This is a genomic window from Devosia sp. J2-20, assembly GCF_055808475.1.
In genome coordinates this window covers 1335174-1351651 of record NZ_CM147870.1, presented here as the reverse complement: position 1 = coordinate 1351651, position 16478 = coordinate 1335174, and the positions used below count along the sequence as shown (strand labels likewise).

At 61.7% G+C, this 16478-nt stretch carries 13 protein-coding genes, 2 tRNA genes and 2 pseudogenes; 7 read left to right on the top strand and 10 right to left on the bottom strand.

Translation table 11 applies throughout. The annotated features are described in order from the left end of the window. The first annotated feature begins 72 nt into the window (after positions 1-72). Positions 73-654: an AAA family ATPase gene (locus AC0L37_RS06640; protein ID WP_249327580.1), complete on the top strand. Its 582-nt coding sequence runs from the start codon at positions 73-75 to the stop codon at positions 652-654. Then, positions 651-2518, top strand: a pseudogene (locus AC0L37_RS06635) (adenine deaminase). The gene AC0L37_RS06640 and the pseudogene AC0L37_RS06635 overlap by 4 nt, the downstream one beginning before the upstream one ends. 460 nt (positions 2519-2978) lie before the next feature. Here the strand turns inward: AC0L37_RS06635 and AC0L37_RS06630 are convergent. Beyond that, a tRNA-Gly gene (locus AC0L37_RS06630) sits at positions 2979-3052 on the bottom strand. 114 nt (positions 3053-3166) lie between these two features. On the opposite strand from AC0L37_RS06630, the gene AC0L37_RS06625 reads away from it, so the two are divergent. From AC0L37_RS06625 to AC0L37_RS06610, 4 genes are all read left to right on the top strand, one after another. Beyond that, positions 3167-4021: a sugar phosphate isomerase/epimerase family protein gene (locus AC0L37_RS06625; protein ID WP_282221645.1), complete on the top strand. Its 855-nt coding sequence runs from the start codon at positions 3167-3169 to the stop codon at positions 4019-4021. 174 nt (positions 4022-4195) lie between these two features. After that, positions 4196-4280 (top strand) — tRNA-Tyr (locus AC0L37_RS06620). Between the two features lie 96 nt (positions 4281-4376). Beyond that, complete coding sequence (gene rlmB / locus AC0L37_RS06615; RefSeq protein WP_212657619.1) at positions 4377-5129, top strand: 23S rRNA (guanosine(2251)-2'-O)-methyltransferase RlmB; 753 nt, start codon at positions 4377-4379, stop codon at positions 5127-5129. Continuing rightward, positions 5129-5521, top strand: a complete 393-nt coding sequence (locus AC0L37_RS06610) for a hypothetical protein (RefSeq protein ID WP_282221646.1) — start codon at positions 5129-5131, stop codon at positions 5519-5521. Before rlmB ends, AC0L37_RS06610 begins: the two co-directional genes overlap by 1 nt. Here the strand turns inward: AC0L37_RS06610 and AC0L37_RS06605 are convergent. From AC0L37_RS06605 to xylF, 7 genes and pseudogenes are all read right to left on the bottom strand, one after another. Beyond that, positions 5518-6402, bottom strand: coding sequence for a polysaccharide deacetylase family protein (locus tag AC0L37_RS06605; RefSeq protein ID WP_269368804.1), 885 nt, complete (start codon positions 6400-6402; stop codon positions 5518-5520). The genes AC0L37_RS06610 and AC0L37_RS06605 overlap by 4 nt on opposite strands. Positions 6403-6481: 79 nt before the next feature. Next, positions 6482-6945 (bottom strand): annotated as a pseudogene (locus AC0L37_RS06600) (YaiI/YqxD family protein). A 104-nt stretch (positions 6946-7049) separates the two neighbouring features. Further along, complete coding sequence (locus AC0L37_RS06595; RefSeq protein WP_212657616.1) at positions 7050-8177, bottom strand: S-(hydroxymethyl)glutathione dehydrogenase/class III alcohol dehydrogenase; 1128 nt, start codon at positions 8175-8177, stop codon at positions 7050-7052. Between the two features lie 72 nt (positions 8178-8249). Next, complete coding sequence (locus AC0L37_RS06590) at positions 8250-8882, bottom strand: DUF1345 domain-containing protein (RefSeq protein WP_282221647.1); 633 nt, start codon at positions 8880-8882, stop codon at positions 8250-8252. 66 nt (positions 8883-8948) lie between these two features. After that, a complete protein-coding gene (locus AC0L37_RS06585; RefSeq protein WP_282221648.1) occupies positions 8949-9731 on the bottom strand; it encodes an ATP-binding cassette domain-containing protein in 783 nt (260 codons plus the stop codon). Between the two features lie 11 nt (positions 9732-9742). Then, positions 9743-11062 (bottom strand): sugar ABC transporter permease, encoded by a 1320-nt coding sequence (locus AC0L37_RS06580; RefSeq protein ID WP_473314721.1) that lies wholly within the window; start codon positions 11060-11062, stop codon positions 9743-9745. Positions 11063-11181: 119 nt separating this feature from the next. After that, positions 11182-12222: a D-xylose ABC transporter substrate-binding protein gene (xylF, locus tag AC0L37_RS06575; RefSeq protein ID WP_282221649.1), complete on the bottom strand. Its 1041-nt coding sequence runs from the start codon at positions 12220-12222 to the stop codon at positions 11182-11184. Positions 12223-12449: 227 nt separating this feature from the next. Between xylF and AC0L37_RS06570 the strand changes: the two genes are divergently transcribed. Continuing rightward, a complete protein-coding gene (locus tag AC0L37_RS06570) occupies positions 12450-13667 on the top strand; it encodes an ROK family protein (protein ID WP_212657612.1) in 1218 nt (405 codons plus the stop codon). Here the strand turns inward: AC0L37_RS06570 and cysN are convergent. Further along, entirely contained in the window at positions 13664-15553 is a 1890-nt protein-coding gene (gene cysN, locus AC0L37_RS06565) for a sulfate adenylyltransferase subunit CysN (RefSeq protein ID WP_282221650.1), read from the bottom strand. The genes AC0L37_RS06570 and cysN overlap by 4 nt on opposite strands. Continuing rightward, positions 15553-16461 (bottom strand): sulfate adenylyltransferase subunit CysD, encoded by a 909-nt coding sequence (cysD, locus tag AC0L37_RS06560; protein WP_282221651.1) that lies wholly within the window; start codon positions 16459-16461, stop codon positions 15553-15555. The genes cysN and cysD overlap by 1 nt, the downstream gene beginning before the upstream one ends. Between the last annotated feature and the right edge of the window lie 17 nt (positions 16462-16478).

Genomic DNA, 16478 nt, shown 5'->3' with positions numbered 1-16478 from the left:
CTGGGCCTGGTGCACGGGATGATAATGACAGGTGCGAGTCGCGGATCGTGACCCGCCAATGGGAGAATTGGAATGATAAAGGTTCAGCAACCGGCCGATCCATGGCAGCGCACCACGACCGAACATGGAATGGCAGCAGACGAGGTCATTTCGGCCCTGCAAAAGAGCCTGCGCCGGGGCATGACAGACAATGCCCTGTTGCTGGGCTGGGAAATGTACCAGACCAGTGCCGAGCTCGAGGAAGTGCTGTGGTCCCGGTTGTGCGTGATAGCGGTTGAAGACATCGGCATGGGCAATCCTCAGGCACCAGTGCTAATCGAGACACTGTATCAGCAACATCAGCGTCATGCCCGGCCCGGCGGGGACCGCTTCCTGTTTGCGGCCCATGCCATCAGGGTTCTGGCAGGTTCGGAGAAGGACCGCACCTCCGATGACATGGTGAACTGGGCCCGGCAAGCTGTGGCGCTGGGCGAGCAGATGCCTGAAATTCCCGACATTGCACTGGACATGCACACCCGGCGCGGCCAGGAGATGGGACGCGACTATCGCTTCTTTATGGAGGAAGCGTCACGGGTTTTGCCGGAAATCAGGAACAAGGATCAGCGCTATCGCGACTGGATCATCAAGAAGCTGGATGAAGGGCATCTGACATGACACCAAGCTTACCGACCGATCAGCTGATCAACGCCGCTGACGAAGTCCGCATCCGGCAGAACCTGGCGCTGGTCGCTCTGGGCAAACGCCCTGCTGACCGTATCGTGCGTGTTGGTCGGCTGCTCGATGTATATGGCCGCAACTGGCATGCGGACCAGGAGATTGTCATAGCCGGGCGCCGTATTGCCTGGGTGGGGCCGGCCGGCGCCTATAGCGGCGAAGTGGGTGAGCGGGTTGATGCTGGCAACCTGAGCGCCGTGCCTGGTTTTGGCGAAGTCCACAAACATATCGAATCCAGCCATTTGACGCCGGAATACGAGGCCGCACTTGTGCTGCCGCACGGCAATACTTGGACCTGCGAGGCCAGCCACGAATTTTCCAATGTCGATGGGCCCCACAATCTCGAATTCTGGCTGACGGCGCGCCTGGCTGGTTCGCCCATGAAGATCTTCCCCCTGCCCGGCTCTGCCGTGCCGCCAACCGCCTATGAATGGGGGGCGGTCATTTCGGCTATGCCGAGCAACAGAGTTTTCTCCAGCAGCAATTGATGGTCGCCGGACTCGACGAGGTGATGGACTGGCCCGCTGTCTGGAACCCCGAAAACCCTTCCTATGAGCGTCTGTGGGGCATGATCCGCGCCACTTTCGAGCAACGCGGTGTTGTCGAAGGCCACGCCGCCGGCATGCGCGCCATTGACGACATCAACGCCTTTGCCGCGGCGGGCATGGCCTCGGACCATGAGGCTTGGACCACCCAGGAAGTGCAGGACAAGCTGCGGCGCGGCCTGTTCATTGAACTGCGCCCGCACTCACTGGCCGAGATTGTCACCGGGCTGCGGGCTGCCGGACAAACCGACTGGTCCAATTTCGCCCTGTGCACCGATGACCGCTCCTGTTCCGACACACTGAAAATCGGCGCCACCGACCACAATGTCCGGCTGGCCATCCAGGCCGGGCTGGCGCCGGAAATTGCCATTCAGATGGTGACCATCAACCCGGCACGCCATATGCGGCTGACCCCGTGGGTGGGCGCCATTGCGCCGGGGCGCTTTGCCGATATCGTGCTGCTTGATGATGTGCAGACCTTGGCAATCGATCAGGTCTGGGCCGATGGCGAGCAGGTCTCGGCCGGCACGAAATTCCTCAGGCCGGTGCCGTCAATTGCCTGGCCAGAATGGGCAACCCAGACGATCAGTATCGAGCGGGAGATGACGGCCGACGACTTCGCCATTCCTGCCGTCCCCGGGCGCGACACCATGCATGCGGCGGTTTTGCGCCCGTTCCACTGGGATGATGACTTCATCACCATGGACCTGTCGGTGCGCGATGGTGCGGTGCAACGCGACAGTGACCGCAACGTCACCAAATTCGCCATTGTCGACCGCTTCTCTGGCGCCGGGAAAACGTCAAAGATGTTCTGGCTGGGCACCGGACCGAGTACAGCTGATGTGGCGCTGGCCTGTTCGATGGGCCACGACAAGCACAATATCTGGGTGGTCGGCTCGTCGGACAACGCCATGGCGCAGGCAGTGAACGCTTTGCGTGAGACCCAGGGCGGCTGGGCGCTGGTACGCGATGGTGTGGTGCTGGCGACGGTACGCTATGAGGTTGGTGGCCTGATGACGCAACGCCCGCCAGCCGAGCTGGATGCCGAGATGCAGGAGCTCTATCGCCAGGGAGAAACAATCGACTGGATGTATGAGCCCACCTTCTCACCACGCTGGTGGCCGGGATTCCCCGAGCGGCTGGCATTTGCAACCCTCACCTGTGCGCCGTGGCGCTGGGTACTGGTTGCCCCGTCACCACTGGCGCCTGATGGCCTGGTAAATGTCGCCACAGGACAAACCCACCCCGTCGTCTGGTAAACCGCGGCATATGAAATCGGACTAACCCCGAAGGGGTCACAGGCACGTCCGAAGGCGCGAAGACATCACAGCAAGTGCATTGATTGGCGTCCATTCGGATCGTGCGACGCCTATCCTGCCCTTCAGCCTCTGTTCCCGGGACAGCCACCGCTCCCATTGGGCGGTAGCTCCCCAGATTGTCCCCTCTCGAAGAATTTCGCCGGTCTGGGTCGCCCTACGCTTCTCGCGCATCGCTGATTTGACCGAGGCTCACCGTTCTCCAAAATGTGAGTCTGGTAAGCGAACGTGGCGTACTCGGCGGCTTCGCCCGTCCATCTCGCAAATGTCTCCTGACAGACGACGTGGCAAATCTTCTGACCGTTTTGCAGCACGATTTTCGCCGTCAAATACGCATTCACGCGACTATCACACGGAAACGAGAGCATTTTCAGACTTTTAGGAAATTCGGCACATGAGATATTGGAGCGGGTAGCGGGAATCGAACCCGCATATTCAGCTTGGAAGGCTGCTGCTCTACCACTGAGCTATACCCGCCCGGTCAATGACCGATGCCAAGCCATTAGCCCGACAGCGGCGCGCCTGCAACCCCCGCATTGCAGCAAGCGGTCCGCTGGCGCAAGGATGGCGGTGTCGACAAGGAGGACGCGCATGCAATTGGGTATCAATCTGCTGTGCCTGAGCGGCTTTATCGAGGCTGAACATCTTGGCCGGCTGCGCCAGCTCAAGGATATGGGCTATGACGGCGTGGAAATCCCCGTGCTGCGCGGCGCGCCCGAACACTATGCCTGGCTGGGGCAGGAACTCGACCGCATCGGCCTGCGCCGCACCTCGACGTCCGTGGTGCCCTCCGTCCATGCCAATCCGCTGAGCGCTGATTCTGCCGAACGCGCCGCGGGCAAGGATCATCTCGACTGGACCCTCGATTGCGCCATCGCCCTGGGCGCGGAAAGCGTGGGCGGCCCGATTCACGCCCCCATCGGCCATTTTACCGGTCAGGGGGCAACGCTGGACGAATTGAAGCGGGGCGCTGAAATCCACCACGCCCTCGCCGAGCGGGCCGCCAGCAACGGGGTCTATCTCAGCCTTGAGCCGCTCAATCGCTTCGAGACCTATTTCCTCAACACCATGGCGCAGGCGCGCGCCTATGTGGAACTGGTGGACCACCCCGCCTGCCGCATCATGTACGACACCTTCCATGCCAATATCGAGGAGCAGGACCAGCCCCGGGCCATCGCCACGCTGGGCCAGCATATGGGGGTACTGCACGTGTCCGAAAATGACCGCGGCATTCCCGGCCGTGGCCAGATCGATTTTGCCGCAATTTTTAGCGCCGTGCGGGCCAATGGCTATGATGGCTGGGTAACGCTGGAGGCCTTTGGCGCCGGCCTGCCCGAACTGGCCGCCGCCACGCGGGTCTGGCGCCCGCTTTTCCCCGATTTCGATACGCTGAGCACCGAGTCGCTGGCCTTCATCCAGCAAAACTGGCGCGAGGCCGCCCCCTGACGGCTGTCACACCTTCTTGGTATTGCCGCGCCAGAATGCGCAGCGATCTGGCAACGAAGCGGTTTTTTACAGCCCATTGCGTGTGGGGAGTTGACACTGTCTCGCCAGACCACCATAAACCGCCCCGACGACGCGCCTCGGCGCAGCGTCATCCTACCCAAGCGACGTTGTTGTGGAGGGGTGGGAGAGTGGTTAAATCCATCAGACTGTAAATCTGACCGCTTAGCGTACACTGGTTCGAATCCAGTCCCCTCCACCAACGCCCTTCCCTCCAGAATGGCCAAAATCAGCTTCCTGGCGCATCTGCGCAGGCGAGCCGCTTGCTGGCATCGCGCAAAGGCGCTACGCAAAGCTCATGAGCTTCAATAAATTTCCGCCCAAGCCGCGCTACAATCCCGATGACGGTCCGGTCTATCTGTATGGCCTGCACACCGTGCGCGCCGCGCTGGACAATGCTGACCGCATCAAGAAGGTGCTGCTGGCAACGCCAAATGCGCTGAACCGTCTCAAGGAAACCGGGGAAATCGGCAAGGTGACCGTCAAGGAAACCACGCCCAAGGAACTGGACCGCCTGCTGGGCGAAGATGCTGTGCATCAGGGTGCTGCCCTTGAAGTTGATCCGGTCAGCCGCTTCAAGCTTGAGGACGTCAATCCGCTGCAACTGGTGGTGGTGCTCGATCAGATCACCGATCCCCACAATGTCGGTGCCATTCTGCGAACCGCCTGTGCCTTTGGCGCCGATGCCGTGATCACCACGGCCCGGCACTCGCCGCGCGAAACCGGCGTGATGGCCAAATCGGCCTCGGGCGCACTGGATCTGGTGCCGATGATTGAAGTACGCAATCTGGGCGACGCGCTCGAAAAGCTCAAGGCACGCGGCATGTTAGTGCTCGGCTTTGATTCTGAATCAGAACTTCAGCTCAAGCCGCGCACCGACAATCAGCCCATGGCAATTGTCATGGGTGCCGAGGGCAAGGGCCTGCGTCAGCGCACCCGCGAACTCTGCGACGAGATGGTCAAGCTCGACATGCCCGGCCCGATCAAGTCGCTCAACGTTTCCAACGCCGCCGCCATTGCTCTGTTTGCGGCCACTGCCGGACGGTCCTGATGAGCACATTTGAGCCCTTTGCCATCGCCCTGCGCCTGTCTGGCGTTACACTGGCCCAGGCCGAGCTCGACACCGCGCTCAAACAGCTCACCAGCCGCTTTGAGCCCGAAGACGCCGAGGCCAGCCATTACGCGCAGGTGGATGTGCCGGTGAGCAACCCGGTGCGCGGCCTGCTCGAACTGGCCGAACGCTCGGGGCCGACCATCGCCGCCATGCTCCATGACCGCCGCATCGGCAAGGCAGTTCTTGATATCGCCTTTGACTATCCCGAGCACGGCGAGGCCATGTCGGCCCGCCTGCCCGCCCATGCTGCAGCGGCAATTGCCGCGCATGGCATTGATATCGAAATCTCGGTCTATCTGACCGATGTTGAGGACGCCGAGGAAGACTAGAGCGCGCCGCGCAGTTCGGGCGCATCAGCCGTGATCACGTCACGCCCGAACACACCGGTATCCTTGGGCACCAGCCGCACCACCGAATAGCCGCCCTGCTCCAGCGCCGACAGAAAGTCGGGCAGCATGGCCACGGTGCGCGCATGAATGTCGTGGAACAGCACAATGCCGCTACCGCGCTTCTCGAGCCGCTCCAGCGTGCGCTGGGCCACCGTGGCGGCGCTATCCTTATAGTAGTCCTTGCTGTCGATATCGACATCCAGAACGATGGTACTGCCCTGCATCAGATTGGTGCGCAGGAAACCGGTCTGGGACAGATAGGGAAACCGGAAGAAGGGCGACAGGCGTTGCCCTGCACCTGCCAGGGCCCGCGACACTGCGCGCTCCCCCTTGGCGATCTCGTCGAGCGCTTCCTGCCGGTCCAGACTGCCCAGATCAACATGGTTGAAGGTGTGGCTGCCCACCGTATGCCCATTAAGCGCAACCTGCTGCGCCAGCTTAGGATTGGACTGGGCGGCCGAGCCCAGCATCAGGAATGTCGCCTTGACCCCGAAATCGTCCAGCGTTGCCAGGATTTCATTGGTCTTGCCGGCGCGCGGGCCATCGTCAAAGGTCAGCACAACCTCGCCCGGGCGCAGGATGATATCGGCCGTGGACCCAACAGCCAGTGTCCGCCCACCCAGCCGGCTCGAGGCGAAAATCCGCTCGGGCATGGGCTGCGCGGTGATGGGCTGTGAGGCCTGGATAATCGAGCCGGTTACCTCGTTGGAAACCGCCCTGGCCGAATAGGCCATCAGGCTCTTGTCCGCCGGTGGCTTGGCACACCCGCCCAGCATCACGCCCAACACCACCAGCGACATAGCAAAACGGGAAAGGGACACGAACTGAACTCGGTGTAATTGAAATTACACTTAGTTCTTGCCCATTATGGTTAACATTCCCCTCGCGAAATCTTAAGGATTACTTACCTGCCAACGACTTAGCCCGTCGCCCCAGCGTGTCCAGAGCGCTCAGAAACGCTGAGCGATCAGCGGGTGTGAAGCCGGCATTATAGCCCTTGGACTCCCCGTTTCGCGCAGATGCTGGTTCAGATCGCGCATCGCCAGCGCCATGCCGATCGAGGCTGGCGTAAAAGGTTTGCCGCTAAATCCCAGCACGTGACACCCCTTGTCGATTGACCGACTGGCCAGCGGAATATCGGCCGTAAGCACGATATCATTGGGCGCCGCCTGCTCCACGATCCAGTCATCAGCGGCGTCAGCACCCGCAGGCACCACCACGACCTTGATCATGGGGTCGCGCGATGGCCGGATCCCGCCATTGCTGACCAGCGTGACGACCAGCCCCAGCCGCTCGGCCACCTTCATGGCCTCCGCCTTGACCGGGCAGGCATCGGCATCAACAAAGATGGTGGGGTCAGGCAAGGCGTTTCCAATCTGGTCTGAGCGGCTGGCTGGGTTGTCCGGCTCTTCCAAAACAACACCCGTCACGCTGCACTGGACAGCAACGTAACGGATCGGCGCCGAGCCTAGTACACCACGACGCTACGGATGCTTTCGCCCGAATGCATCATCTCAAAGCCCTTGTTGATGTCTTCCAGACGCAGCGTATGGGTGATCATCGGATCGATCTCGATCTTGCCGTCGAGATACCAGTCGACGATTTTTGGCACATCGGTGCGACCCTTGGCGCCGCCAAAGGCCGTACCCATCCAGGTGCGGCCGGTGACCAGCTGGAACGGCCGTGTGGCGATCTCCTTGCCCGCGCCGGCCACGCCGATCACCACCGACTTGCCCCAGCCGCGATGGCTGCATTCGAGCGCCTGGCGCATCACCGTGGTATTGCCGGTGCAATCGAAAGTGTAATCGGCCCCGCCGATCAGATCGCCGCGCCGCTTGGTCATGTTGACCAGATGGGGCACCACATCGCCCTCGATTTCCTTGGGATTGACGAAGTGGGTCATGCCGAAGCGCTCGCCCCAGCTCTTTTTGTCATTGTTGATGTCGACACCAATGATCATGTCCGCGCCCGCCAGACGCAGACCCTGGATCACGTTCAGACCAATGCCGCCCAATCCGAACACCACGGCGGTCGACCCGATCTCGACCTTGGCCGTGTTGATCACCGCACCTACGCCTGTGGTCACACCGCAGCCGACATAGCAGACCTTGTCGAACGCCGCCGACGCGTCGATCTTGGCAACCGCAATTTCGGGCAGCACGGTGAAATTCGAAAAGGTCGAGCAGCCCATATAGTGAAAGATCGGCTTGCCATTGAGTGAAAAGCGCGAGGTACCGTCGGGCATCAACCCCTGCCCCTGGGTCGCGCGGATGGCGGTGCACAGATTGGTCTTGCCCGACAGGCAGGAATAGCACTCACGGCATTCCGGCGTGTAGAGCGGAATGACATGGTCACCCTTTTTCAGGCTGGTCACCCCCGGCCCGACATCGACCACCACGCCTGCGCCTTCATGGCCCAGAATGGCGGGAAACAGTCCCTCGGGGTCGGCGCCTGACAGGGTAAAGTCATCGGTGTGGCAAATGCCGGTCGCCTTGATCTCGATCAGAACCTCGCCAGCCTTGGGGCCTTCAAGATCGACTTCGACGATTTCGAGCGGCTTGCCAGCTTCAAAGGCGACGGCGGCGCGGGTCTTCATGATGAGATTCTCCCTGGATCAATTGACCCAAGGTTTGGCACGCCCGGCGCCTTGGCGGCAACCGGCCAGTGTTCAATTCGCGCCGATGGAAACCACGACATTGACCGTCGCCGCCACGATCACCGTATTGAAAAAGAACGAGAACACGCTGTGGATCAGTACAAGCCGCCGCATGCGGTTTGCAGTGATCGCAACGTCGGCCACCTGCGCCGTCATGCCGATGACATAGGCGAAATAGAGGAATGCCACGCCATCGGGCTCACCACCACCGGGGAAATCCAGCCCGCCCGCGACAGCACCGTCCTGCCCGCCCTCATAGTACTCAAACGCATAGTGATAGGTCGCCATGGTGTGCACCACGAACCAGCCCAGCACCACGGCGATCATGCTGAGCACCAGCTGCGCCGTGTCGTGCTCCTGCGGTGAATTGATCACCAGAAACAGTGACACCACGCAGACCCCCACGATCAATACGGTAATCAGGAAGATCGCGCCCATCGGCACATCGGCCTCGTCGGCGTGAGCCTTGAGATAGCCAGCGCTCAACCCTGGCAGGCGCACCGCAGCCTGTGCCAGATAGCTGCCGAAAAACGCCACAGCCGATGCCGTGACGGCCCAGTTTGGAAACAGCCAGCCCGTCAATGCCGCCACCACAACACCCACCAGCATGGCGATGTAGAAGACGCGGTGGCGGTGGTGGAACATGCGACACTCCGGACAAGGACCTGGACTGACTTCAGCGCCAGTCTCAGGCCTTTGTCCAGCCCTGCCCTAGTCCTGCAAGGCCCCCGGCCCCGGCATCGCGCCTGCGGGCACCTTGCCCAGAATGATCATACCGAGCACTTCATCCTTGGTCACGTCGCTGGTCTTGGCGCTGCCCACCACCTGCCCGTTCTTCATCACCACCACGCGGTCGGCCAGATCGAACACGTCATGAATGTCGTGGCTGATCAGGAAGATGCCGATGCCGTCCGATTTCAGCTGCTTGATCAGATCACCCACCTGGGTGGTTTCCTGCGGGCCCAGCGCCGCCGTGGGCTCATCCATGATCAGGATGCGCGCATTGAACAGGATGGCCCGGGCAATCGCCACCGACTGGCGTTGACCGCCCGACAGCGCCTTTACCGGCTCCTTGAAGCGGCGGAAATTGGGGTTGAGCCGCCCCATGACTTCGCGCGCCTTGGATTCCATGGCCGCATCGTCAAGCGTGCCGATGGCTGTGGTGATCTCGCGCCCCAGGAACAGATTGGCAGCGGCATCGACATTGTCGGCCACGGCCAGCTGCTGATAGATCGTTTCGATCCCATAGCCTTTGGCATCGCGCGGATTGTTGATCGTGGCGTCTTCGCCATTGATCCGGATCGAGCCGGCATCGCGCTTATAGGCGCCCGACAGGATCTTGATCAGTGTCGACTTGCCGGCGCCATTATGGCCCAGCAGCCCCACCACTTCGCCCGGAAACAGGTCGATGGAGGCGTGGTCCACGGCGCGGATGCCACCGAAGGAGATGGAAATGTCGTTCATTTCCACAAGCGGCGTTCTGGTGTCCAGCATCTCAAGGACTCCTAGTGTTTGTTACGGCGGTAGAGCGTATCGAGCCACACCGCAAAGACGAGAACCATGCCGACCACGATCGACTGCAACGGACTGTCGAGCCCCATCAGCACCATGCCGGACTGCAGCGACTGCATGACCAGCGCACCCAGCAGAGCGCCGGCAATCGTGCCCACGCCGCCTGCCAGTGAGGTGCCACCGATCACTGCCGCAGCGATGACATAGAGCTCATCAAGCGTGCCCATGGCATTGGTCGCCGCGTTCAGGCGGGCCGACGAGATCGCCGCTGCGATGGCGCACAGCGCCCCCATCAGCATGAAGATCTTGACCGTCACCCAGCGCGTATTGATGCCGGCCAATTCGGCCGCCTCGGGATTGCCACCCATGGCGAACACATAACGGCCAAAGCGCGTCCGGGTCGAAATGAAGGTCATCACCACACCCACGCCCAGCGCGATCAGCACCGGAATGGCGATGCCATGCGCAATGAACAGCCCGCCCTCGGGCACGGCCATGCCATTGGCTTCAGCATAGTTCTCGGCAATCCGGATCGGCCAGGGATAAGAATTGGCCACCCACACCGCGCCGATGGCGAGGCCACAGCCCATGACGGCCAGTGACGCTTCGGCCCAGACCGGACGCAGCGGAAAATTGAACCGCAGGCGCTGCCGACGACCAAAATACAGCATGACCAGAATGGCAGCACAGGCCAGCACACCAACGACCCAGCTCCACAGCTCGCCCACCGAACCGGTCGGTCCGCCGCCCATCAACTGGAAGGTCGGATCCATCGGTGCCACGGTCCGCCCCATGGTCACCCACCAGGCCGCGCCGCGCCACACCAGATAGCCACCCAGCGTCACGATGAAGGCAGGCACGCGCAGATAGGCAATAATGCTGCCCTGCAAGGCGCCAATGGCCACGCCGGTGAGCAGGCCCATGCCCAGCGAGAGCACCCAGATCAGCGGATGCCCCAGCCCTAGCCCCAATTGATTGGGCAGAATATCGGTCTGCATCACGCCCATCACCATGGCCACCAGGCCAAGAATGGAGCCAACCGACAGGTCGATATTGCGGGTGACGATCACCAGCACCATGCCGGTGACCATCACGGCCACCGAGGCCGTCTGTACCGACAAATTCCAGAGATTGCGGGGTGTTAGGAACAACCCGCCGGAAAACACATGAAAGCCGATCCAGATGATGGCCAGCGCGCCGACCATGCCCAGCAGGCGCGTATCCAGCTCGGTCGCAAGCAGAAACCGCTGCAGCGGATTGCGCACATTGGAGCTGGGATGAACGGTATTTTGAATGGCAGACTGATCAGCCAAGAGAATTCTCCCCAAAGGCAAGGCGCCCGGCCCCGTTACGGGCGGCACCGACCCTGTATGACAGTGCCGCAGCGCGAACGCCGCGGCACTACCTTATTTGAGACTATTGCGCCTCGGGCTTAGTCGCAGGCAGCAACCGAACCGGCTGCTACACCCTGACACACGACATCCTTGGACACCCAACCAGCGTCGATAACGACGTTGAGGTTATCCTTGGTGACGGCAACAGGCGCGATGAAGAACGCATTCATCGCCACGCCCTTGGGCCCACCAGCGAACGGCACGACACCAGTCACGCCATCAAGCGCGGTACCGCCGGCCAGCTCCAGTGCCACTTCAGCGGCCTTCTTGCCCAGTTCGCGAGCGTCTTTCCAGACCGACACCGTCTGGGTGCCCAATGCGATGCGGTTAAGAGCGGCGTGATCGCCATCCTGACCCGAAACCGGCACCGAACCGGCAAGACCCTGCGCGGCCAGCGCAGCAATGGCGCCGCCAGCAGTTCCGTCATTGGATGCCACGACAGCATCGACTTCGTTGTTATTGGCGGTCAGGAACTGTTCCATGTTCGCCTGAGCGACTTCTGGGTTCCAGTTGTCGGTATAGGCTTCGCCGACATTCTTGATCGCGCCGGAATCGATACCGGCCTGCAGCACTTCCATCTGACCGGCAAACAGGAAATCCGCATTGGGATCTGCCGAATTGCCCTTGATGAAGACGTAATTGCCTTCAGGCTGGACAGCGGCGACGCCGGCAGCCTGCAGACGGCCCACTTCCTTATTGTCAAAGGTCAGGTAGAACGCATCTGGATTTTCGATCAGCCGGTCGTAACCAACCACGGCAATACCTTCGGCGACAGCAGCAGCCACAGCGGGGCCAACGGCCTCACTGTCCTGCGCCAGCACGATGATGGCATTGGCACCCTGACTGATCAGGCTTTCGATGTCAGTCAGCTGCTTGGAAGCGGACGACTGGGCATCAGACGAAATGTACTTGGCGCCAGCAGCGTCGAGCACAGCCTTGATGGCACCCTCATCAGTTTTCCAGCGTTCTTCCTGAAAATTGTTCCACGACACACCGACGACAACGTCGGCTGCGTGAGCCATGCCGGCAAAGCCGGAGATGACGGTCGTGCACAGCATTACCGTTAGAAACTTATTCATGTCAGTCCTCCCTCGTGGGCCAGTCCTCCTGCCCACATTCGTGCCGGTGGTTTGACCCCAGCGGGCCCCCTCCACCGGCGCCCTGAGCATTAATTTCACTGCTCGAAAAAAGAAGTCGCATAGGCACGGCATTTGAGTCAACATCAATTTCGCAACCTGAAATAAATACAGTTTGCGATATCGGACAAGGAATGGTGTGTTGCGACCTGAGGTGAGGAGACGATTGCTTGGCGCGAAACGTCAGCGATAGCGACAGCGTCCGGCGACAGAACCGGGGCTTGGTGCTGGGCGCCCTGCGCGTGCAGGGCCCGCTCTCGCGCACCGCTTTGGCGGCGGCAACCGGGCTCAGTCACGCCAGCATTACCGCGATCACCCACGACCTGATTGCCCAGTCCGTCATCACCGAACTGACGGCGGTCGAACGGACGGATGCGCGCGCGCGTGGTCGTCCAGCCACCCTGGTGGGCTTCAATCGCACTATCGGCGCGGCCGCGCTGCTCGAACTCGACGTCAATCGCGTTCGTCTGTCGCTGGTCGATTACGGCGGGGTGCTGATCGACCGGATCGAAAACCCGATCACCCCCACCACCTTCCTGGAGACCTCGCCAACGGACTATCTCGCCGAACGCCTGGAGCACCTGAGAAGCCGCAATGCCGAAGAAGGCCCCGAGATTCGCCGGATCGCCATTTCCGTGCAGGGAATTCTCGACCGCTCGGCCCATGGTCTGAAGTGGTCACCCATCGCTCACCTTGCGGGCAAACCCTTCGGCGCCGAACTGGCCGACCGCCTCGCCCTGCCCGTCACGCTTTACAAGCGCGGACGGCTGCTGGCGGAAGGCGCGCGCTGGCTCGACCCTGCCCTGCACGATGCCAGCGTTGCCACCGTCTTTGTTGGCTCCACGGTCGCCATGGGCATGACCTTCCGCGGCCAGATCCTGGGCCGCAGCGATGAGGGTGCGACCGAATTCGGCCACATGAACCACATTCCCAATGGCGCCTTGTGCCGCTGCGGCATGCGCGGTTGCGTTGAGGCCTATGCCGCCGATTATGGCGTGCTGCGTGCCGCCTATTCGGTCCCCGAAACCGCCACCCCGGCCCCCGCTGTCCCGGCCCATGAATATGAAGGCCTGATCGCCCGCGCCCAGAGCGGTGATCGTAGTGCCACCCACGCCTTTAATCAGGCCGGACGCGCCATCGGTTTTGGCCTGAGCCGCATGATGGCCGTCTTTGACCCCGCCCACATCCTGATTGTCGGACCCGGCGCGCGCGCCTTCCCGCTGATGCAGGCCGAGATCAGCGCCGCACTGAGCAGTGCCCTGATCTGCCGCGTCAACGGCATGCCCGAAATCGTCGCGCATCGCGACGAAAAGGAACCCATCTTTCAGGGCCTGATGATGAAGACCCTCAACGATATCGACCAGAGCGACTTCGCCGGCCTGGCCTAGACCTTCCCCGCGAGCCAGTCGTGGAGCTGGTCGGCCAGGATTGTGGGGTCGTGTTCGGCGCCGTGCAGGATCAGTTCGGGCTGGGTGGGTTCTTCGAACGGGCTGTCGATACCGGTGAAATTGGCGATCTCCCCGGCGCGGGCGCGCTTGTACAGTCCCTTGGGATCGCGCGCTTCGCACACCTCGATGGGCGTGTCGACATAGACCTCGACAAAGTCGATATCGCCGGCAATCTCGCGCGCCAGCCGCCGCTCATTGCGGAACGGCGAGATGAACGAGACCAGCACGATCAGGCCGGCATCGGCCATCAGCCGGGCCACTTCGGCCACGCGGCGGATGTTTTCCACGCGCGCCGCTTCGGTAAAGCCCAGATCCCGGTTCAGCCCGTGCCGCACATTGTCGCCATCCAGAATATAGGCGTGGCGGCCTTCGGCGGTCAGCCGCTTTTCCAGCAGATTGGCGATCGAGGACTTGCCCGAACCTGACAGTCCGGTAAACCAGACGATGCGGGCGGTCTGCCCCTTCATGGCAGCGCGCACATCGCGGTTCACATCGAACGACTGATAGGTCAGGTTCTGCGCCCGGCGCAGACCAAAATCGATGGTCCCGGCCCCCAGCGTCGCATTGGTCAGCCGGTCCACCAGAATGAACCCGCCGGTCAACCCATTGCTGGCATAGCTGTCAAAGGCGATGGGCTTGTCCGTGGCAATGGTCAGCGTGGCCACTTCATTGAGGTCGACCTTGGTCGCTGCGGTCTGCTCGAGCGTGTTCACATTGGTGCGGAATTTGAGATCGGTAATGGTGGCCGGCACCATTTGCGCGCCCACCTTGAGCAGATAGGAGCGCCCCACAAACGCCGATTCCTCGGCCATCCACACCACGCGGGCCTGGAACTGGTTGGAATATTCCGGCGTCTCGCCGGGACGCGACAGCACATCGCCGCGCGAGATATCGACCTCGCGATCAAGCACCAGCGTCACCGCCTGCCCCGCCTGGGCATGGTCCAGATCACCATCCATGGTAACGATGCGACTGACCACGGCCGGTTTGCGCGAGGAGGCAATCAGCACCTCATCGCCCACGGCAATGGCGCCTGACGCCACCGTTCCCGAAAAGCCGCGGAAATCCAGATTGGGCCGGTTGACCCATTGCACCGGAAAGCGGAACTGCTGGGCGCTGCGGTCTTCGCTGACATCAATGGCTTCAAGATAGGGCACCAGCGCTGCGCCATCATACCAGGGCGTGCGCGGGCTTTGGCTCAGCATGTTGTCGCCGCGCAGCGCCGAGACCGGAATGGCCTCCAGCGTCTTGAACCCCAGCGGCGCGGCAAAGGCGCGATATTCAGCAACAATACGGTCAAACACGCCCTGATCGTAATCGACCAGATCGATCTTGTTGACCACCAGCACCACATGCTTGACCCCGATCAGCGACAGGATGAAGCTGTGTCGGCGGGTCTGGGTCAGCACGCCCTTGCGCGCATCGATCAGCACCAGCGCCAGATCGGCATTGGACGCCCCGGTCGCCATATTGCGGGTATATTGCTCATGGCCCGGCGTATCGGCGACGATGAACTTGCGCTTGTCGGTGGAAAAGAACCGATAGGCCACGTCAATGGTGATGCCCTGCTCGCGCTCGGCGGTCAGCCCGTCCACCAGCAGCGAGAAATCGATCCCCTCATCGCCCACATGGCGGTTATGGCTTTCCTTTTTCAGGCTCGCCAACTGGTCATCCAGGATCAGCTGGCTGTCATAGAGCAGCCGCCCGATCAGCGTGGACTTGCCATCGTCTACGCTGCCGCAGGTCAGAAAGCGCAGCATCGACTTGTCGGTCTGCTGGCGCAGCCACAGGGCGATATCGGTATCGGGTGTCACTGAGATATCCATCAGAAATACCCTTCCTGCTTCTTCTTTTCCATCGAACCCACGCTGTCGCTGTCGATCAGCCGCCCTTCGCGCTCCGAGGTCCGGCTGGCCTGCATCTCCATGATGATCGAGGCCAGATCGGCCGCATCGGAGCGGATAGCCCCGGTCAGCGGATAGCAGCCCAGCGTGCGGAACCGCACCATTTCCATGCGCGCAGTCTCGCCCGGCTCCAGTGGCATGCGCGCGTCATCGACCATGATCAGCGTGCCCGAGCGCTCCACCACAGGGCGGGGCTTGGCAAAATACAGCGAGGGCAGTTCGATCCCCTCGGCATAGATATAGGTCCACACGTCCAGCTCGGTCCAGTTGCTGATCGGGAACACCCGCATGCTCTCGCCGGGGTTCAGCCGCGTGTTGAACACCCGCCACAGCTCGGGCCGCTGGTTCTTGGGGTCCCAGGCATGGCTGGCATTGCGGTGCGAGAAGATGCGCTCCTTGGCCCGGCTCTTCTCCTCGTCGCGCCGCGCCCCGCCAATCGCGGCATCATACTGCCCGGCGTTGAGCGCCTGACGCAGCGCCTGGGTCTTCATGATGTCGGTATAGCGCGAGGAGCCATGCTCGAACGGATTGATATTGGCCGCCAGACCCTCGGGATTGGTATGGCTGATCAGCTCGAAGCCATGCTTGTCCGCCATCGCATCGCGAAACGCGATCATCTCGGCGAACTTCCAGGTCGTGTTTACATGCAGCAGCGGAAACGGGATCTTGGAGGGATAAAACGCCTTGCGCGCCAGATGCAGCAGGACGCTGGAATCCTTGCCGATCGAATACATCATCACCGGCCGCTCAAAACTCGAGGCAACCTCCCGCAAAATCTCAATGCTCTCAGCCTCGAGAGACTGCAAATGGGTCATCCGCTCATGCGCCATGATAATGCTCCGGAGAT